This is a genomic window from Stenotrophomonas sp. YJH_SMC_27 (assembly GCF_059369815.1).
The window spans coordinates 1-17,257 of the sequence record NZ_JCAFTA010000002.1; the positions used below are offsets into that span (position 1 = coordinate 1).

The following is a 17,257-nucleotide window of genomic DNA, read 5'->3' on the forward strand; positions in this document are numbered from 1 at the left end:
CCGGCCAGCCTTAAACGAAAAACCGGCCCATGGGCCGGTCAGTTTCCGATCACGCACGATCAGGCTCCATGCCAGAGTAGGAGCCGTGGCGCCGGCAAGAGCCGTGCCAGCCACGCCAAGATGATCTGAACATAATATACATTATGCGAAATGCGGTATCGGTCGGTGATGGGCTTTGTCGGTTCTGCGTGGCAATGGCTCCGGCTCTGGCTTGGGTCTTGCCTCCCTGTTGGCTCCCCCGACAAGGATGAGCTTGCAGCATGATCGAGATCGATCCGCATGACCGAACTGACCTAACCGGCCAGTGGGCCGGATTCGGCTTCCAAGGCGGCCATATGTTCACACCTGAAGGTCACCAGCTGGATCCATGCGATATCACCTGGTGGTCGTTGACCTGCAACATTGCCCGGGAATGGCGGCTGATGATGGCCGAGGCCGCTCCCCGGGCTTCGGCAAACCGGAAAGCTTCGGGCTCGGCGAAATCTAGCGTCATCTACCTTGCCGAAGCTATCAGAATTCGGCGGGAGCGACGGTTTGGCGTGCGTGATCCCGGCTCCGACGCCGAGGCTTCCAATGTGGTCTACATGAGCCGTGGGCCGAGGCCTCGCCAGCGCGTGTGAGGCGCTTCCGTAGGGGCGTCGCCCCTACACCCCTTTGGAGCTACTCCAAGTGGAATCCATCCGGTGCTGGCAACAGATCCACGCTTCGGTCAAAAGGCTTAAATACGGACTTATCACAAATTGCTGCCGTAGTGGTTCGAAAGACGATGCCTGGGCTTGATGTGTGCTCGTACTCGACAATGATGACAATGCGGAGTACGTGAGTTCCGGCGAAGATCTTTCCGAAATCCGAGGCCGATAGGCACTTGTTCTTCCCGTTCACCAAGCACTGACTTTGCCCGGGCGCTAACACGCCTAAGCTGCCCTCACCGATGCGCCGTTGAATGCAGACCCGCTCAATACCGAAATGCTGTTTGGCATTCTCGGCTGCAACCAGCTCCCAGTACGAATCGACTCGTAGCCGAACTGCTGGAGCATTGCCGTTAAGAGTGATCCACTGCGCAAAGGAAACCGGACGCCCGATGCACAGAGGGGCGGTTAGACTGCAAGGTCCCTTTGTAACTACCCATGGCCGAACCTGTGCAAGCGCCATTCGTTGCTGTAGCTGGTTCGCGTCTCTCGATAGCTTCAGTGCGCTCCGTGCGATCCATAGTGACCCGAGAGTTCCGATCAATGCTATTCCATCAATCCAGTCAGCCATTGTGATTGCACTCTTAAAAATGGGCCTTTAGGGCTGATTTACGCTTCGCGATCACGAAGGTGGGCCTACTTGCAAGATCCATAGACTAAGTCATCCATTTGGCGGCTCAGCGCGAAAGTCCGCCTATGGCCTGCCGCCTCAAACGCCGCCGCCCGTTGGGCTTTTGCCCAGGCGCAGCGATCGGGATCCTTGTATTGGGAAAACTGGATCGCGGTACCGCGAGAAGCCGGTGTCGCGTGAGCTCGCTGTGTCCTGGCTGCTGATTCTTGGCGGATCTGATCGAGGCGACGCTCATTGGCGACCACCTCGGGAGATCTCGGGGCTACCTGCGCGGACCATGTCTTGGTCGCAACGCCGTCATCGCAGGGGCCGGATCGATACTCGGTGCCGGTCTTGGTGACGCATTTATTGACCTGCTGAGCGTGCGCACTGCACGCAAGCAGAAGAAGGCCTGCTGAAATCCATGTCTTCATTGCTTTCCCCTGTGCAGGCCGAAGCTTACCGTGCGCAGGGCGTTAGGCCAAGTTGGGCGTGACGCGTCACATTAATTAGAAGCTTGGTGGGTAGGGTTTCGATTCTGGGAACGTGCCCATGGGGCGCTCACCTACGCGCACGATGGTGCCCCCGCTACTTGCCGCCATGACCGCGCCCGCGCCGCCGCCGCTTCCACTCGCTACGCTCGCAGATACAGCGGCAGCACGGTCACTGTCCAGGCGGTACAACGTTGGCTCTTCCTCGCGCCGGGGTGCTTCCCTCGGCCACGCCGTTGCAACCGTCTCAAACGAACCCGCCGTGAGGCGAACTCCGTAGACGGCAACCCGGAGTCGGTAGCCCATCGCGATCAGTGCATCAAAGGTCAACTGATCGACCGTGTTCCCTGAGCCGTCGACCCATTCGACCATGCCCACCGAACGGTCTCCGAACTGGGCGGTAAAGGCCAACCGAATCCGGTTCGCCTGCGTCATGGCGGCCACATAGCGCTGCTCGACGGTCATCCCGGCCAGTGGATCGGCGGCAGGCACCGCAACGGCCGCGGCCGGCACGGCGCCGGTGCTGATCGGCTTGTGGGCGCCCTGCCCCTGCGTTGCCCTAGTGCCTGTCGGGGCCTCTACAGCAGCTTCCGGCTCGTCGCTGTGCATCATCCTGATGAAGTAGCCGCCGAATGCCCATATGCCGAAGATCAGCCCCACGGCGGCAATGGCGATCTTGGGCGCAAGCTGCTTCCAGATGTTCGTCCCGCCTTCCTCATATACCTCTGCATTCTCGGTGCCGACCGCATAGCCGTGGTACAGCGGATAGATGGCCGGATCGTACTTGAGCGTCTTGCTGCCAACGACCTCGAATTTGCCCGGGCTGGCGGTGTGGAAATACGTGACCCGGTAGCGCGATTTCAGACCTACGGCCGTGAGTTTCTGGAAGACGTTCTTGCGCTCGATACGTGCCCTGACCGCCTAATGCACGCGGTTGATCCACTGCGTCATGATCAACGCGTCACCGCCGTTCTATCCGATCAGGGCGAAGAAGTTCTCCACTTCTTCCGGCAGCTGATTGCGCTGTGCGACGTAGAACTCATGCACCTCATCGATCACCACCAGCGCATCTTTGAACTCATCGGGGATGCACCACTGACCGGTCTCCGGATGCTTGGAGCAGACGAAGGTGGTTGCAACGTCCTTGGCCTCCACCAGCGTCCGGCCAGCGGGGCTCGAGCACTCCATGAAGTACGATCCGGCCTGGAACATTGCCTCCGAATCACCGTCCAGCGTGGCTTTCCCACACATCTGCCATAGAGTGCTGGACTTCACGGGGGCTACGATGCAGTCAACTTCGACTTAGTGCGCTCGCCAGTACAGCTCCTTCAGAAGCCGCAAAGCGGCGTCGAGTGACAGCTTGGACATGCCACCGAAGTCGTGTGAAGTGTAGCCGTAGTGTTCGGGATGAGCCGCTATGTTGCCGTTGGAATGCAGTACACCCAGAGCACTCAATACAGGCCGGTTCGCTATGCCGCGAGTGCCGAGGTTTCGAATCTTCTATGCAAGGGGCTCATTACTCTGAGCATTGCGCTCATCTACGAGCGTACAGAATCTATGGGCGAAGCCGCGAAGATGGGAAAAGCTGAGTGCCTGGGCCTCTCCACTCAGGTTCTTGCCGCTCTCGTGCAGCCTTCCCAGTTCAGGGTCGAGCGCCATGGCAAGCTCAATGTCATCGATCATCTTGCGTGGCAGAATTCAATAGGTTGGCGAGATTCTAACGGTTGCCGCGAGCGCCGCAACGACGTCATGTAGGCGGTATGGAGCAGGTACACGAGAGTGGCCAGTTCCCGCGCCTATTAGATTTCGCCAGCAGTGACCCGATGCCCTCTGGTCTTTATCGAACGTGATGACAGCGGCCTCGATGCCTATAATAGCGAGCGATGGCCAGCGTGCCATTCAGGACATCACATAGCCACGAAGGCACAGGGGGATAACTTGGCGCTGATCAATTGCTCGGAATGCGGGAGGCAGGTCAGTGACCGCGCTTCCTCATGTCCACACTGCGGAAACCCGATATCGGCCGCGCGGGAGCCCGCCTCTGGCATGCCCGTCAATGGCGGCACGCCTGGGCCCCAACAGGCCGCGACAGCTTCTGTTGGCGATACTGCGCCGCTGCAGTTCAGGCAAAGCAAGGCCGAGCGGAATGCCCGGCGGAGCCCTTGGCCAGCGCTGCTGCTGGTTTGCGCTGTCCTCGCTGGCGTTGCGTGGTTTGCCTGCCGGCACCTTCCTACGGGCCAAGGTGCCGAGAACGAGGACTATGCGCTGGACTCAAGGGGCTACATCGCATCGATTGGGCCTGCATTCTTTGACAAGCCGAAATCCTTGCTTCTGGTGGACGACACCACAGGGAAAGCGCTGACGGGTAACAGCTACGAATTCCGTATCGGCGGCGGCGAGATGACGCTTTGCACGACTGCTGGCCAATGCAGTGCAAGCGGTCCGGTCAGCGAGGAGCGATTGACCAACGGCACGCAATGCAAGGGAATCGCCACCACTGCACCAGCGCATGACCTGGCAAAGCGGTTCTACGTGGTCTGCGTCTCCCCGGTTCCAGTGAAGCAATTCATCCTTCCAGAGGGAGATCGGCGGGGTGAGATTCCCGCCAACACGCCCTACATGTCGATCGTCTCGCAGTCCAGCAACGGCTCCGTGTTGACCGTCAACGCCCGCATGGTGGTGAAGGGAGATACAACGGCGCAGGGAATGGCTGCTCCGGCTCAGACCGCAGTCGCGCCTGTAGAGGACAAGTGCGCGATCATCGATCGAGGCGAGGCCCAGACCCGTCGGGAGTGTCAGGGTGGAAATTTCAATGCCTGCCGTGACATCCAGGGTTGGATCGCTAATCGCATCATGGAGGGATGCGCGACAACCAGGGCAGCTCCGCAAGCGGCGGATCCCCGGCCCTCCCAGCCGGTAGCTGAAGGCCTGCCTGCAGAACAGGACAAGCCCGCGCAGGATCATGATGTGACTCCCCCGGCTGACAATGCGGCACCCGAGCAATCACCCGGTTCCACCGACATCACCATTCGTTCCTCCCCTGCCCCGCGCTACCCTCCGACAGCTTTCCGCGCTGGCATCGAGGGCGTTGTCCGGGTGAGGGTCGATGTCGATGCGCAGGGTTATCCCACCGATGTGTCGGTGGAGACATCCTCCGGTAACAGCGACCTGGATCGCGCCGCCAAGGAGGCCGCGCGGCGATGGACCTTCAACCCGGCAACCATCGATGGAATGCCTGCAAGAGGGCGTATCGTGGTTCCGGTGACGTTCGCCCTGAACTGATCGCTCTCAACGCTGCGCTGGGAAGTCCGGCCTGGCTTTCATGAGTAGAACAACTGCCCGGCTGATCAGCGCCAGGCAGCTGCCTTCAACCCTTGGCGGGCTTCCTGCGCCGGGCTACTTCTGGAGGACGTCGCGCACCTGGTCCAGCTTCTTTGCGCTCCTGATGTAGTCCTCATGAAGGCTTTTGATACGCGCACTCAGTGAAGCAGCAAGTTCTTTGCGCTGCGCCCCCGTAGTGGCCTGTGCCATGAGAGCCAGCTCCTTGTTGATCGCCTTGAAGCGACCAATCGCTGACTGGGAACCCGTATCGAGAACCACGGCGCGGAGCGCGGAGTACTTGACCTCCGGGAAGTGTTCCCGACGGATGTCGACCAGCTTCATCCCTTCCCGCGCAAGTCGATTTACCTTCTTCTGATCCACACTGCTCAGCGTCACTGCCTTCTTTTCTTCAGCCATCTTGCACTCCTTGAAAAACGTTAATTCCATCCGCGGTGCGGGTCATGCGGCAAGGCCGCTACTGCTGGGGTGGCTACTGCTCCAGCCACCAGTCCTGCTCATCGCGTAGCACGGGAACCCACACGCGACTTTCATAGGAAGGGTTGTAGACGGCGGCCATTGAATCGCTCAGGGCGGATCGCTTCCTGGACACATCAACAGAGGGGGCAGCCCACCTGCGGCGCTTCCTGATGCGGAATCGATCCTGAGGATCGACCGTGACGTGAACACCAATGGCATCGCCCTTGCCAGCAAGCGCATACTCATAGTTCGAAAGCTCCCATGAACCTTTGAGGTCGGCAAGAAGCTCCAGTTCACTGAGCAGTTGTCCGTGATCGGTCGCGAGAACGATTGCCGTGAACGCCCTCTTGTTTGGATCCTCGATCGTCTGACTGCGGACCGCGTCCAAGCGCGTACGAACAAGCATGGCAGTTGGCCCGTGCCTCGCCTTGGACACGCTGGTTAACACACCTCCGCAAGCGACGAGTTCGAATTGGAGCCAGTCGAAGGCGTCCCTGATGGCGACGTCCAGGCTGAACTCCCCATCGTGATCTGGAACCGCGTCCATGAATGGCAGCGGGTTGGGATAGCGAGGCTCGCCCTCAGCGCGCACCTGCCGAACAGCGTCCCGATAGTTCATCCCCGCCAGTGCGTAGGCCACCAGATCTCTGATGTTCCGGCCGGCCTTGGGCGAGCTCCAGTTCTCTGGGAAGATGCGAGCAATGTCCGACGCGGCGCGATCGGCAACGAGCTCCAATACTGTCTTCATGCAACACAGTCCTTTGCGTTCAAAGAGGCGACGCAGGCGCAACCGCCCAAGTCCATGGCTACTTATCGGCCCGAACACAGGAACATTGAGTACTTTCTAGCGTCGTCTACTTCCTGGCGATCTACTTCCCGGAAGTCCGCCATTCGCGCGGCGCCCGGCAGGTTGTCCGTTCCGCCAAGCAGCTCATGGACCCGGGCCAGGACCTGCGCAACGCCCGCACCGAACTGGCCCGCACGCCCACCGTGCAGAACCGGGTTCGCCTGGGCATGACGCTGCTGTATGCCGGCCAGGCCGAGGAAGCCAAGACCCTGCTTGAACAGGCAGCCAGCTCGCCGCTGGGCGACGATCCCTACATCCTGACCGGCCTTGCCCGTGCCCGCCTCGAGTCCGGGCACGCTACGCTTGCGGTGGAGACGCTGGACGGCCTGTTCGCCCGCCACCCGGACGTGCGTCGCAAGCCGGAACAGACGCTGCTTTACGCGCAGGCACTGGCGGCTACCCAAGCGCCCGGCACCCGTGCCGCGTTCGAGCGGGCCGTGGAATGCGGAAACGATGCGGCCGCACGCTGCCTCTACGCCGAATGGCTGATGGCGCAGCCGCAACCCGACGATCGCGAGCAAGCCCGCAGCCTGTTCGCCAGCATCATCGACGATGCCCAGCATTGGTCGCGCCACGCGCGGAGCCACAATGCCACATGGCTGGAGCGGACTAAGGCCGCGTTGAAGGGCTACTGACGCCCGACGGCCCTTGGCAAACATGTCGCATCCGCCTCGCTCACAGCCTCGCCGGGCGGATGCCGACAGTCGGCAGACTTGCACCACCGACATCGCCGATAGCATTGCAGCGCAAGGCTCCAGCCTCATTGCGCGATATGCAACGATTCTGAAAATGTTGAAAGTAGTGACGTCATCAGCCCTACTGCATTGGCATCGCGCACAACCGGGCGTATTCCTTGCCGTGCCACCTTGAACAGGTGGCCGGGATTCGAAACCCCGGTTCTACGCTGAAGTAAACGCTTGCCAGCCGGCATCACCCATCAGGTGGTGCCGGCTGGCAATCCGTCGGCCGGCTATGGCGGGCGGTGCGTGGAGGCCTTGCGCCTGCCGGTTTAGCGTAGACCGGGTTTCGAACCTCGCACCGTCCGCCACCTTTATCGGTGGCGGCTTCTGCATGCACGCAAGGAGCCCAGCCATGACCCAGCCCCCCTCCCCTGCCCCGCACCCCATCCACGACCTGCCTGCGAATGGCCCTGCGCTGGACCCGAACACCCTCATCGCCCTGCTGCACAGCATCGGCTCCGGCGCCGCCTCCGATGGCCAGCCCTGGCCTGAGCGCCATCAGATGCCGGGCCGGCGCATTGCCTTGGCGGATACCGATTGCTCGCTGGCCGGCCTTCGCGTGGTCCTGGAGATTCTGCTGGCCGCGGAGCGCGCCCGCGAGAACGGCGAGCTGGAGCAATACGTCGGCCCGCGCGTGATGGAGGGGCTGATCATGGCCGGAATCGGCCTTACCGCACACGCCAGTACCCGACTGCATCCGGAGGGCTGAGTGGGGTGGTGCCGCTGGGCAGCCAACGCGCTCTGTCTTGTGGTGGTGGTTGCGGCACAGGCGCTGTGGCCGGCGCCGCCGGTGCCCTCGCCTGTCGCGTTCCAAATCATCAACGATGATCGATTCTCACAACTGCGCCGCCAAGCCGTGCAGTTCGTGGAGGCTCGGCCACGACAGGGCTTCCAGTTCGTTGAACGGCAACGGGATGTCGCTTTCCAGATTCGCTGCAACGGCGTTCCGGTGCTCTTGCTGGAGAGGCGCCCGCAACATCTGCTGTTGTGGACCTCGCTGGACGCGAGGCAGCGGGCGCCCGCCGTTGTGCGGTTGCGGGCGCTCCTCCAATGGCAGGTGGAGCCGTTGGATTACCTGGAGCAGGTACTGGCTGGCGTGCCGGAACCTGTTCTGTTGGATCGGCTGCTGCAGATTCTTGCTGGTGAAGCGCCTGATGGGGCGCGATGTGGCGTGCCGTAGTCGAGCATGGCTTCACTCTACAGGGCTGCGGGCAGCGAGGGTCCGGGCTCCAGCCCTACCGCTCGTCACCTGCGCGACAGGCATTGGCCCAGTGATCATGCGGGTCACCTCCCTGCATCGATCCAGCCCGCATCGCGCGCACGCACAAGATCTTCTGGCGTATCGATATCCAGGCCCAGTTCCGGCGCTTGAAGGGCATGCACGGTATCGCTGGGAAGCTGCCTCAAGCGCGCTCCGAAGCCGCGGTCACCGCTTGCACCCACTTGATTGAACCATGCGCGCGGCACTACTGCAGGAATGCCAAGCGCGTCTCCATGACAGGTGCCAGCGCACCCTGACGCCGAGGCGCGGGCACCCGAAAGCAGCGCCTGCAGATGGGAGCGCTCGATTGCGGGCTGGTCGCATGCCACGACCATCACCGCGGTCACCGTGGGCAGCAGGTGTGCGTCGGCAACCTGCAGACTGCTCGCCAGGCCGCGTTCCCAGTGCTGGTTGGTTACTGCAGTGGCCTCCAGCCCGGCAATGCTGGATGTCACGGCCTGTGCGTTCGCGCCCACCACGACCAGTACCTGCGCTGGCGCGAGCTCGCGCGCCAACCGCACCACGCGATGTACCAGGGTTTCGCCCTGCCGGGTCAGAAGCTGCTTGGGCTGGCCAAGCCGGGTGCTCCCGCCGGCAGCCAGCACGACGACCGCATGCGCGTCAGTCACCTGCCGTGCGCGCTTCGCCATTGCTGCAGCTGCGCGGCGATGCTGAGCGAAATCGCCTCTGGCCCTCGGCCGCCGATGTCCAGGCCGACCGGTGATCGAAGTCTCGGGGAAAGGCGGTGGCGCTGATCCGGTGTCAGCAACTTGAACAGGTCCTCGCGCCTTCGCCGCGGACCCAGCAGTCCAACGAACATAACTTTGGTATCAGCCAGAGCCACCAGCGCCTCCCGGTCCAGTTCGAAATCGTGATGCATCACCAGTACCGCGTCGCACGGGTCGCCATGAAGGGCCTCGGCCGGGCTGGTCTGAAGATGCGCATCTGCGCACTGCCCGGCTGAGGCCCAGCGCGCTCGCCGTTCGGCCACGCTGACCCGCCACCCCAGGCCCCGCAGCAACGGAACCAGGAAGGGCGTTTCGGGACCGCCCCCCAACACCAGGGCCCGCGGAAGCCGGAGCAACGGCAAATGCCATGCGCCCTCGCCAAAGGACTGCGCCCCGTCCATCGGACGCAGCTGCCATGCCTGCTCGCGATGGCCGGCGCGGAAAACGATCTGCCCCGACGTACGAAGGTCGCGCTGGAGTGACACGCCCTCGCGGAGCCAAGCCTCGATGACGTCGTCGATGCCGGCCATGGCACGCAATGGCAGGAGCGCAATCCGCAGCCGGCCGCGGCACCCGAGCGCGGACCCGCTCAGCAGGTCGTCGTCACTGCGGGTGTCGATCTCGATCCAGTCGACCCGCCCTGCCGCGCTCACCTGCTCCGCGCGTCGCGCGAGCTCGGGCTCCAGGCATCCGCCGCTGAGCCAGCCGACCTGGCTGCCGTTGCAGAACAGCACCATGTCGCCGGCACCGGCGTAAGTGGAGCCATCGGTTTCCAGCACCAGCGCGAGCACGGCGTGCTCCCCCGTGCGCACGCGCGTCAAGGCCGTCTCGAGTACGCCGCGCGGGCTGCCTTCGGCGAGGAAGCCCGGCGCTGCCGACAGCTGCCCTGCAAGACCGCAGGGCTCCCCTCCGCCTGCGGCGGAGGCCTCCAGGCTGGTCGAGGCTGCGGGTCGGTCCATGCGCACCGTCAGCCTACGTCGGGCAAGCCGGGCAGCAGCTTGTCCAGGGTAATGGGATAGTTGCGGACGCGCACGCCGGTTGCGTTGTAGACCGCATTGGCGATCGCGGCGCCGACCCCGCAGATGCCCAGTTCACCCACGCCCTTGGCCTTCATTGGCGAGATCACCGGATCCAGCGTGTCGAGGAAGACCACTTCCTGGTACGGAATGTCGGCATGCACGGGAACCTCGTAGCCGGCCAGGTCGTGGTTGATGAACAAGCCCAGCCGTTTGTCGACCACCAGCTCCTCCATAAGGGTCGCGCCCGCACCCATCACCATCCCGCCGATGACCTGGCTGCGTGCGGAGAGAGGATTGAGGATCCGGCCGCCATCGCATACGGCAAGCATGCGGCGGATGCGCGTCTCTCCCGTGTAGGCATGCACGGCAACCTCGCAGAAATGCCCTGCGTAGGTGCCGACGTCGTAGCCTTGCTTGAAGTCGCCGAAGGCAATGCCGTCCTCCGCCGACAGTGTCCCCGCCTCCGCCAGCTTGATGGTCCGCCCACCCGCCTGGATGCGGCCATTGGCGAAGTCTGCGGTGTCGCCGTCGAAGCCCAGTTTCTCACCCACCTTGCGGCGCAGGCTGACGCACGCCGCGTACACGCCTGCGGTGGAGCTTGCCGCGCCCCACTGGCCGCCGGAACCGGCGGAGGCGGGATGACGGGAGTCTCCGAGGGTCACCTGGACCTGGTCCAGTGGCACGCCCATGGTCTCGGCTGCCGTCTGCGCGATGATCGTGTAGGAGCCGGTGCCGATGTCGGTCATGTCGGTCTCGACAATCACCCCGCCCTGGCCGTCAAGCCGCACCCGCGCCGCCGACTTCATCGTCGGTGCGCCGCGATAGCCCGCAGACACGCCCATGCCGACCAGCCAGTCCCCTTCCCTGACCTGCGCCGGCCTGGGGTTGCGCTTGTTCCAGTTGAAGCGCTCCGCGCCTTCGCGCAGGCAGCGCACCAGGTTGCGGTCGGAGAACTTCTTGGACGGATCGCCGGGCACGACCTCGGGCTCGTTGAGGATGCGGAACGCGATCGGGTCGAGGCCCAGCTTCTCGGCCATTTCGTCCATCGCCACTTCCAGCGCCATGTGGCCCGGTGCTTCGCCCGGTGCGCGCATCGCATTGCCTTCGGGCATGTCGAGCGTGGCGATGTAGTTGGCGACCAGGCGGTTGGCGCCTGCATAGAGCTTGGGCGTCTGCAGGGTGCCGTTTTCGCCATCCTCGCCGTTGATGTTGCCCGACCAGTTCTCATGGGCGATGGCGGAGATCCGGCCATCCTTTCCGCAGCCGATCCGCACGCGCTGGAGGGTGGCGTGCCGGTGCGTGGTGTTGTTGGGCATCAACGGGCGTTGCAGCGCAATCTTCACCGGTCGCCCGACCTGCTTGGCCGCCAACGCGGCCAGCACCGCGTCGGCACGGATGAACAGCTTGCCGCCGAAGCCGCCGCCGATATAGGGCGAGTCCACACGCACCTTGGCAGGATCGATGCCGAGGATCGCCGCCATGCCCTGCCTGGCCCAGTCGATCATCTGGTTCGCCGTCCACAACGTGAGCGTGTCACCCTCCCAGGCGGCGATGGTGGCGTGCGGCTCCATCATCGAATGACTTTCGTCGGAGGTGTGGTAAGTCTCGTCGAGCTTGACCGCGGCGCTCGCGTAGGCAGTGTCGAAATCGCCCAGCGCCTGCCGGTCGGGCTTGCCGTCACGCCCCTTTGCCAGCGGCGCGGACGGTGCCAGGGCCGGGAAATCGAAGCGGCCCTTGCTGCGCTCGTAGCGGGTGCGGATCAGCGCCGCGGCGGCGCGGGCCTGCTCGAAGGTCTCTGCCACCACGCAGGCGATGGCCTGATGGTAGTGGGCCACCTCTGCTCCGCCGAACAACGGTGCATTGTTCCAGTTCGATGTGCCGACGGGCTTGGTTTCCGGTGCGGTGATGACCGCCAGTACGCCGGGCGCGGCACGTGCGCGGGAGGCATCCATCGAAATGATGCGCCCCTTGCCGATGCCCGCGCCGACGATGTAGCCGTAGGCCTGGTTCGGCGCCACGTCATGGCGCTCGTAGGCATAGGGAGCGGTGCCGGTGGTCTTGCGTGGACCGTCGATGCGCGGCGTCGACTTGCCGACGACCTTGGCCTTGTCGAACAGGTTGTCGCCGGCGGGGGCGTTGAATTCAAGGGGCATCAGCGCTCTCCTTCCGCCAGCACGGCTGCGAGGGTGCGCTCGGCGAGCGCGATCTTGAACGCGTTCTCCGGCGTCGGACGGGCACCGGCGAACACCTGCCGGGTCGCGGCCTTCACGCCGTCGCGCAGCAGGGGTTCGGCTGCCTCGACGCGCCACGGCTTCGGCGCGACCCCACCGAAGGCGAACCGCGCCGAGCCGTCACGCTGTACGACCGCGGCGACCGACACCAGTGCGAACGCATAGGACGCGCGGTCCCGCACCTTGTGGTACACGTGCCGACCGCCCAGGGGTTCTGGCAGCGTGACGTGGGTGATCAGCTCACCGCGCTGCAGCACGTTGTCCTGCTGCGGCCTGTCGCCGGGCGAACGATGGAAATCGGCAATCGGGATGCTGCGCGTACTGCCGTCCCCCCTGACGGTCTGGATCGAGGCGTCCAGCACCCGCAGGGCCACCGCCATGTCGCCCGGATAGGTCGCGATGCAGCTGTCCGAGGTGCCGATCACGCCCATCTGCCGGGAGAACCCCTCGAGTGCGCCGCAGCCGGATCCGGGCAGGCGCTTGTTGCAAGGCAGATTGGGGTCGTAGAAATACGGGCAGCGCGTGCGCTGCAGCAGGTTGCCGCCGGTGGTGGCTTTGTTGCGCAGCTGCCCGGAGGCGCCTGCCACGATCGCGCGGGTCAGCACCGCGTAGTCGCGGCGCACGCGCTCATGCGACGCCAGTGCGGTATTGGTGACCAGCGTGCCGATGCGCAGGCCGCCCTCGTCGGTGGGTTCGATCCTGTCCAGGCCGATGTCCTGCACGTCGACCAGGTGCGTTGGCGTCTCGACCTCCAGCTTCATCAGGTCGAGCAGATTGGTCCCTCCAGCCAGGAATTTCGCGCCCTCGGTACCGGCGACGGCCCTGGCGGCCTCGGCCGGGGATTTGGCGCGTTCGTAACTGAAGGCCCTCATGAGCGCCTCCCTGCAGAGGTCACGCCAGCGACCTCTGCCATCGCCTCGGCAATGTTGGAATAGGCCCCGCAGCGGCAGAGGTTGCCGCTCATGCGTTCGCGCATTTCCATGTTGGTGGCACGGGGCCGTGCGCTGACATCCGCCTGCACATGGCTGGGGACACCCCGCTTGATCTCGTCCAGTACCGCCACCGCCGAGCAGATCTGCCCCGGCGTGCAATACCCGCACTGGTAGCCATCATGCTTGATGAAGGCGGCCTGCATCGGATGCAGGTCATCGGGGGTTCCGAGGCCTTCAATGGTGGTGATGGCATCGCCCTGGTGCTGCACCGCCAGGCTGAGGCAGGCATTGATGCGCTCACCGTTGACCAGTACGGTACAGGCACCGCATTGACCGTGGTCGCAGCCCTTCTTGGTCCCGGTCAGCTTCAGATGTTCGCGCAGGGCATCGAGCAGCGTGGTCCGGGTGTCCAGTTCAAGTTCCCGCCGCTTGCCGTTGACGGTCAAGGCCACCTTGCTGATGACCGGCGGCCTGGGCGGCGGGGGCGCCGCCAGTTCGGCGGCGAGCGATGACGCCCCCGGTGCGGCGGATATCGCCACGGTCGTGACGCCGCCGGCGATCACCTGGCGACGCGTCAACTTCATTCCTTCATCACAACTTGGCACAGTGACCTCCTGGCGTTCGGGGAAACCCCGTGGCTGGATGGACGCGCTCACACTACCGAAGGGCTACTATGCCCCTCTGCGGGGTACAGGCCTGTGAAGTCGGCGAAATGTACGAACACGATGCAGCACGCCCGAAGAAATCGGCTGCATCCAGCCGCAGCGCGGCACTCTTGAGCCATGCGTATGCCTGACTGGATGACTCACAGTCCTGTTTGTCCCTCAGCATGAGGAACATGATGGCCCGACGCTACAAAGGCGTTGGCTGGGAGGGCTCGGGTTCGTGGATGGAGCCCTCCAACAAGGCAACGTAGGTATCAAGCCTGGTGCGAAGGCCGATCAGCATCCAGCCCAGCAGGTACAGCAGCACCATGGCGAAGATCAGTAGTGCACCCAGTGGACCAACATCGAAAGCGCCCGCCCAGTCGCCCCATTTCCAGCCGCGGAACTGCAGATAGAGGGCAATCAGCAATGGAAATGGTCCCAGCCGCTGCAGGCCGCCATACATCATGCCCATGCGCTCAACCATGTTTGTGCGCAAGGTGCTGACGAACTTGAGTCGCCGCTCGCGCTGGACGCGCGGGAATCCGCGAAGCTCGGTCACCACCGCTTGCCAGTGAGCGAAGTCTTCATCCATCTCCCGGGCGTGCGAGAGCCGCGGCTGGCTGAACTGGCGAATGCCCCTGCGGGCGGCCAGGACACCACCGACAATGAACCCTCCGATTTCGATTGCCAGGCAGGCAACAACCACCTGGAGCACTGCGCCAAGAGGCAGCCATCGATCCGGAAGCTGCCCCATGAGAATGCCGATGATCGCCGCACCCACGCCGATGCGAAACGCCCACGTCTCCACCCTGCCCGCCTTGGGGTAGATGCTGTGCTCAACCAGTCCCTGCACCCGCTGGTAGAGCCAGTGGAATGTCAGTTCCTGCGAATCGGTCTTTGCCGGCGGATCGAATCCGCCCCCTGCCTGCATGTCCATTGCGCCCCCTTCCCCCGGCCGGCGCAGACGCCGGCCTCCCCATCGTACCTGAGCGTGCTTCGGATGGCGCCTCAGCGGGAATCACATACCCAGCTCCGACAACCCCGGGTGATCATCCGGGCGACGCCCCAGCGGCCAATGGAACTTGCGGTCGCTCTCCTTGATCGGCATGTCGTTGATACACGAGAAGCGGCGCTGCATCAGGCCATCCTCTCCGAATTCCCAGTTTTCGTTGCCATAGGAACGGAACCAGTTGCCGGAGTCGTCGTGCCATTCGTACGCGTAGCGGACCGCAATGCGGTTTTCGGTAAAGGCCCAGAGCTCCTTGATCAGGCGGTACTCGAGCTCCTTGTTCCATTTGCGTGCCAGGAACTGCCGGGCTTCCTCCCGACCGTTGGTGAATTCGGCACGGTTACGCCACTGGGTGTCGAGCGAATAGGCAAGCGAGACCTTGTCGGCATCGCGGGAGTTCCAGCCATCCTCGGCAAGACGCACTTTCTGCGTGGCCGATTCAAGGGTGAACGGAGGAAGCGGCGGACGGGGTTGTTCAGCGGACACGGGGAAACCTCCAATCGAAATGGATATACGGGTTGCTTCAACGGATCTGGGGTACCCAGGCGCTAACGCTTGGCCTGTTCCAATAACAGCTTCGCGACATCCTTCGCGGTGTCTGCGGCGTCGAAATCACCCATCACGCGTGACAGGGTGATGGCGCCTTCCATCAGGATCAGCAGCTGACGGGCCAGATCCGCCGGCTGCTCCACATCCAGTTGTTCGGTAAGTTCCAGCGTGTAATCGAGCAGCTTCTGCTTGTGATCACGCGCGATCTGCCGGATCGGATCAGCCGGGTCGCCTACCTCCCCCGCGGTATTGATGAACGCACACCCGCGATAGCCCTCGGACTGGAACCAGCTCTTGAGCACGGTGAACATTCCGAGGATGCGCGCTTCCGGGGTGTCCGCTTTATCGCATTCGTTCCGGAACCAGGCCAACCAGCGCACGTCGCGCGCCTTCAACGCGGCGGCGGCCACGTCGTCCTTGTTCTCGAAGTGGCGGTAGATGCTCTTCCGCGCCACGCCCGAGGTCTTCACCAGCAGGTCCATGCCGGTGGCGTGGATCCCGTTCTGGTAGATCAGCGCCTCGGCCGTGGCCAGGATCTTCTGTTGGGTGTCGGTGGTGAGCTTGCTCATGGCTGCAAAGTAGAACGCGCGTTCTACCCTGTCAACAGGCGATCGCGATCGATTCGTACGCGCACATCCGTGCAAGACGATCTATCAAGAAATCAGGACAGTTCATCACCCGGGCGCCTGATCGCGGGCGCAAAGTACGTCTCACCACCCACCCATGAGAGTTCCCGCATGAACACCTTCGCCCGTACCCTGGCCGTTGCCGCCCTCGCCCTCTCGGTCCAAGCCGGCCTGTCCGCGCAGGCCGCCGAACCGGCCACGCCGGCGGCAGTCACCAGCATCGCGCGCACCGCCAGCTACATCACCACCGCCGATGGCGTGCAGCTGTACTACAAGGACTGGGGCCCGAAGAACGGTCCGGTCGTGACCTTCAGCCACGGCTGGCCGTTGAACTCGGACAGCTGGGAATCGCAGATGATCTTCCTGGCCAACCACGGCTACCGCGTCATTGCCCATGACCGTCGCGGCCACGGCCGTTCCAGCCAGCCGTGGGATGGCAACGACATGGATCACTACGCCGATGACCTGGCCACGGTGATCAATACGCTGGACCTGCACGATGTGACCCTGGTGGGCTTCTCCACCGGTGGCGGCGAAGTGGCGCGCTACATCGGCCGGCATGGCACCGGGCGGGTGAAGAAGGCCGTGCTGATCAGCTCTGTACCGCCGTTCATGCTGAAGACCGCCGACAATCCGAACGGCCTGCCGATCGAAGTGTTCGATGGCATCCGCAAGGCACAGATGGATAACCGCGCGCAGCTGTACAAGGACATTCCGTCGGGCCCGTTCTATGGCTTCAACCGCCCGGGCGCGAAGGTGTCGCAGGGGCTGATCGATGCGTGGTGGGCACAGGGCATGCAGGGCGGCCACAAGAACACCTACGACTCGATCGCTGCGTTCTCGGCCACCGATTTCCGCGCAGACCTGAAGAAATTCGATGTGCCCACCCTGGTCATCCACGGTGACGACGACCAGATCGTGCCGATCGATATCTCAGGCCGCCAATCGGCGAAGCTGATCAAGGGCGCAAAGCTGATTGTCTACCCGGGTGCGCCGCACGGCCTGACCGACACCCACAAGGACAAGGTCAACCAGGACCTACTGACGTTCCTGCAGGAAAAGTGAGCCGCCAGGGGTTCC

General features: G+C 63.7%; 17 protein-coding genes and 2 pseudogenes. 7 read left to right on the forward strand and 12 right to left on the reverse strand.

Annotated elements, in window-relative coordinates; genetic code table 11:
- Positions 1 to 260: 260 nt before the first annotated feature.
- The gene (locus AC5P7R_RS03530) at positions 261 to 620 is read left to right on the forward strand and encodes a DUF3653 domain-containing protein (RefSeq protein WP_321186246.1); all 360 of its coding nucleotides are present in this window, start codon (positions 261 to 263) and stop codon (positions 618 to 620) included.
- 1,188 nt (positions 621 to 1,808) lie between these two features.
- Here the strand turns inward: AC5P7R_RS03530 and AC5P7R_RS03535 are convergent.
- Positions 1,809 to 2,450, reverse strand: coding sequence for a hypothetical protein (locus AC5P7R_RS03535; protein ID WP_227854274.1), 642 nt, complete (start codon positions 2,448 to 2,450; stop codon positions 1,809 to 1,811).
- Positions 2,451 to 2,540: 90 nt separating this feature from the next.
- A pseudogene (locus tag AC5P7R_RS03540) lies at positions 2,541 to 3,041 on the reverse strand (zonular occludens toxin domain-containing protein); the annotation flags it as partial.
- Between the two features lie 156 nt (positions 3,042 to 3,197).
- Between AC5P7R_RS03540 and AC5P7R_RS03545 the strand changes: the two are divergent.
- Both AC5P7R_RS03545 and AC5P7R_RS03550 read left to right on the forward strand, forming a co-directional pair.
- Positions 3,198 to 3,545, forward strand: coding sequence for a hypothetical protein (locus AC5P7R_RS03545; RefSeq protein WP_146268423.1), 348 nt, complete (start codon positions 3,198 to 3,200; stop codon positions 3,543 to 3,545).
- Between the two features lie 291 nt (positions 3,546 to 3,836).
- The gene (locus AC5P7R_RS03550; RefSeq protein WP_227854269.1) at positions 3,837 to 5,072 is read left to right on the forward strand and encodes an energy transducer TonB; all 1,236 of its coding nucleotides are present in this window, start codon (positions 3,837 to 3,839) and stop codon (positions 5,070 to 5,072) included.
- Positions 5,073 to 5,186: 114 nt separating this feature from the next.
- On the opposite strand, the gene AC5P7R_RS03555 is transcribed toward AC5P7R_RS03550, so the two are convergent.
- Both AC5P7R_RS03555 and AC5P7R_RS03560 read right to left on the reverse strand, forming a co-directional pair.
- Positions 5,187 to 5,528 carry a hypothetical protein gene (locus AC5P7R_RS03555; protein WP_146268422.1) on the reverse strand — a complete coding sequence of 114 codons (342 nt, stop codon included), beginning with the start codon at positions 5,526 to 5,528 and terminating at the stop codon, positions 5,187 to 5,189.
- A 73-nt stretch (positions 5,529 to 5,601) separates the two neighbouring features.
- Positions 5,602 to 6,336 carry a hypothetical protein gene (locus tag AC5P7R_RS03560; RefSeq protein WP_111102673.1) on the reverse strand — a complete coding sequence of 245 codons (735 nt, stop codon included), beginning with the start codon at positions 6,334 to 6,336 and terminating at the stop codon, positions 5,602 to 5,604.
- An 89-nt stretch (positions 6,337 to 6,425) separates the two neighbouring features.
- Here AC5P7R_RS03560 and AC5P7R_RS03565 point away from each other — a divergent pair.
- From AC5P7R_RS03565 to AC5P7R_RS03575, 3 genes and pseudogenes are all read left to right on the forward strand, one after another.
- Positions 6,426 to 7,070: pseudogene (locus AC5P7R_RS03565) on the forward strand (tetratricopeptide repeat protein); the annotation flags it as partial.
- Between the two features lie 457 nt (positions 7,071 to 7,527).
- Positions 7,528 to 7,884 (forward strand): hypothetical protein, encoded by a 357-nt coding sequence (locus tag AC5P7R_RS03570; RefSeq protein ID WP_227854242.1) that lies wholly within the window; start codon positions 7,528 to 7,530, stop codon positions 7,882 to 7,884.
- A complete protein-coding gene (locus AC5P7R_RS03575; protein ID WP_227854243.1) occupies positions 7,885 to 8,355 on the forward strand; it encodes a hypothetical protein in 471 nt (156 codons plus the stop codon). It abuts the gene before it with no gap.
- Between the two features lie 104 nt (positions 8,356 to 8,459).
- Here the strand turns inward: AC5P7R_RS03575 and AC5P7R_RS03580 are convergent, their stop codons facing one another.
- From AC5P7R_RS03580 to AC5P7R_RS03615, 8 genes are all read right to left on the reverse strand, one after another.
- A complete protein-coding gene (locus AC5P7R_RS03580; RefSeq protein WP_227854244.1) occupies positions 8,460 to 9,086 on the reverse strand; it encodes a nucleotidyltransferase family protein in 627 nt (208 codons plus the stop codon).
- A complete protein-coding gene (locus AC5P7R_RS03585) occupies positions 9,062 to 10,123 on the reverse strand; it encodes an XdhC family protein (protein ID WP_227854245.1) in 1,062 nt (353 codons plus the stop codon). The genes AC5P7R_RS03580 and AC5P7R_RS03585 overlap by 25 nt, the downstream gene beginning before the upstream one ends.
- Before the next feature lie 8 nt (positions 10,124 to 10,131).
- Positions 10,132 to 12,336, reverse strand: coding sequence for an aldehyde oxidoreductase molybdenum-binding subunit PaoC (gene paoC, locus AC5P7R_RS03590; protein ID WP_227854246.1), 2,205 nt, complete (start codon positions 12,334 to 12,336; stop codon positions 10,132 to 10,134).
- The gene (locus AC5P7R_RS03595; protein WP_227854247.1) at positions 12,336 to 13,286 is read right to left on the reverse strand and encodes an FAD binding domain-containing protein; all 951 of its coding nucleotides are present in this window, start codon (positions 13,284 to 13,286) and stop codon (positions 12,336 to 12,338) included. The genes paoC and AC5P7R_RS03595 overlap by 1 nt, the downstream gene beginning before the upstream one ends.
- Positions 13,283 to 13,930 (reverse strand): aldehyde dehydrogenase iron-sulfur subunit PaoA, encoded by a 648-nt coding sequence (paoA, locus tag AC5P7R_RS03600; protein WP_021202433.1) that lies wholly within the window; start codon positions 13,928 to 13,930, stop codon positions 13,283 to 13,285. The genes AC5P7R_RS03595 and paoA overlap by 4 nt, the downstream gene beginning before the upstream one ends.
- A gap of 268 nt (positions 13,931 to 14,198) precedes the next feature.
- Positions 14,199 to 14,930 (reverse strand): hypothetical protein, encoded by a 732-nt coding sequence (locus AC5P7R_RS03605; RefSeq protein ID WP_227854248.1) that lies wholly within the window; start codon positions 14,928 to 14,930, stop codon positions 14,199 to 14,201.
- 81 nt (positions 14,931 to 15,011) lie between these two features.
- Positions 15,012 to 15,488 (reverse strand): nuclear transport factor 2 family protein, encoded by a 477-nt coding sequence (locus tag AC5P7R_RS03610; protein WP_021202431.1) that lies wholly within the window; start codon positions 15,486 to 15,488, stop codon positions 15,012 to 15,014.
- Positions 15,489 to 15,550: 62 nt separating this feature from the next.
- Positions 15,551 to 16,120 carry a TetR/AcrR family transcriptional regulator gene (locus AC5P7R_RS03615; RefSeq protein WP_021202430.1) on the reverse strand — a complete coding sequence of 190 codons (570 nt, stop codon included), beginning with the start codon at positions 16,118 to 16,120 and terminating at the stop codon, positions 15,551 to 15,553.
- A 168-nt stretch (positions 16,121 to 16,288) separates the two neighbouring features.
- Between AC5P7R_RS03615 and AC5P7R_RS03620 the strand changes: the two genes are divergently transcribed.
- Positions 16,289 to 17,242: an alpha/beta fold hydrolase gene (locus tag AC5P7R_RS03620; protein ID WP_207049101.1), complete on the forward strand. Its 954-nt coding sequence runs from the start codon at positions 16,289 to 16,291 to the stop codon at positions 17,240 to 17,242.
- Positions 17,243 to 17,257: the final 15 nt, after the last annotated feature.

What these genes read in the sequence shown, in the direction of transcription:
- AC5P7R_RS03530 (WP_321186246.1), top strand. Translation starts at nt 261, where the DNA reads ATGATCGAGATCGATCCGCATGACCGAACTGACCTAACCGGCCAGTGG.
- AC5P7R_RS03545 (WP_146268423.1), top strand. Translation starts at nt 3,198, where the DNA reads ATGAGCCGCTATGTTGCCGTTGGAATGCAGTACACCCAGAGCACTCAA.
- AC5P7R_RS03550 (WP_227854269.1), top strand. Translation starts at nt 3,837, where the DNA reads ATGCCCGTCAATGGCGGCACGCCTGGGCCCCAACAGGCCGCGACAGCT.
- AC5P7R_RS03555 (WP_146268422.1), bottom strand. Translation starts at nt 5,528, where the DNA reads ATGGCTGAAGAAAAGAAGGCAGTGACGCTGAGCAGTGTGGATCAGAAG.
- AC5P7R_RS03560 (WP_111102673.1), bottom strand. Translation starts at nt 6,336, where the DNA reads ATGAAGACAGTATTGGAGCTCGTTGCCGATCGCGCCGCGTCGGACATT.
- AC5P7R_RS03570 (WP_227854242.1), top strand. Translation starts at nt 7,528, where the DNA reads ATGACCCAGCCCCCCTCCCCTGCCCCGCACCCCATCCACGACCTGCCT.
- AC5P7R_RS03580 (WP_227854244.1), bottom strand. Translation starts at nt 9,086, where the DNA reads ATGGCGAAGCGCGCACGGCAGGTGACTGACGCGCATGCGGTCGTCGTG.
- AC5P7R_RS03585 (WP_227854245.1), bottom strand. Translation starts at nt 10,123, where the DNA reads ATGGACCGACCCGCAGCCTCGACCAGCCTGGAGGCCTCCGCCGCAGGC.
- paoC (WP_227854246.1), bottom strand. Translation starts at nt 12,336, where the DNA reads ATGCCCCTTGAATTCAACGCCCCCGCCGGCGACAACCTGTTCGACAAG.
- AC5P7R_RS03595 (WP_227854247.1), bottom strand. Translation starts at nt 13,286, where the DNA reads ATGAGGGCCTTCAGTTACGAACGCGCCAAATCCCCGGCCGAGGCCGCC.
- paoA (WP_021202433.1), bottom strand. Translation starts at nt 13,930, where the DNA reads ATGAAGTTGACGCGTCGCCAGGTGATCGCCGGCGGCGTCACGACCGTG.
- AC5P7R_RS03605 (WP_227854248.1), bottom strand. Translation starts at nt 14,930, where the DNA reads ATGGACATGCAGGCAGGGGGCGGATTCGATCCGCCGGCAAAGACCGAT.
- AC5P7R_RS03615 (WP_021202430.1), bottom strand. Translation starts at nt 16,120, where the DNA reads ATGAGCAAGCTCACCACCGACACCCAACAGAAGATCCTGGCCACGGCC.
- AC5P7R_RS03620 (WP_207049101.1), top strand. Translation starts at nt 16,289, where the DNA reads ATGAACACCTTCGCCCGTACCCTGGCCGTTGCCGCCCTCGCCCTCTCG.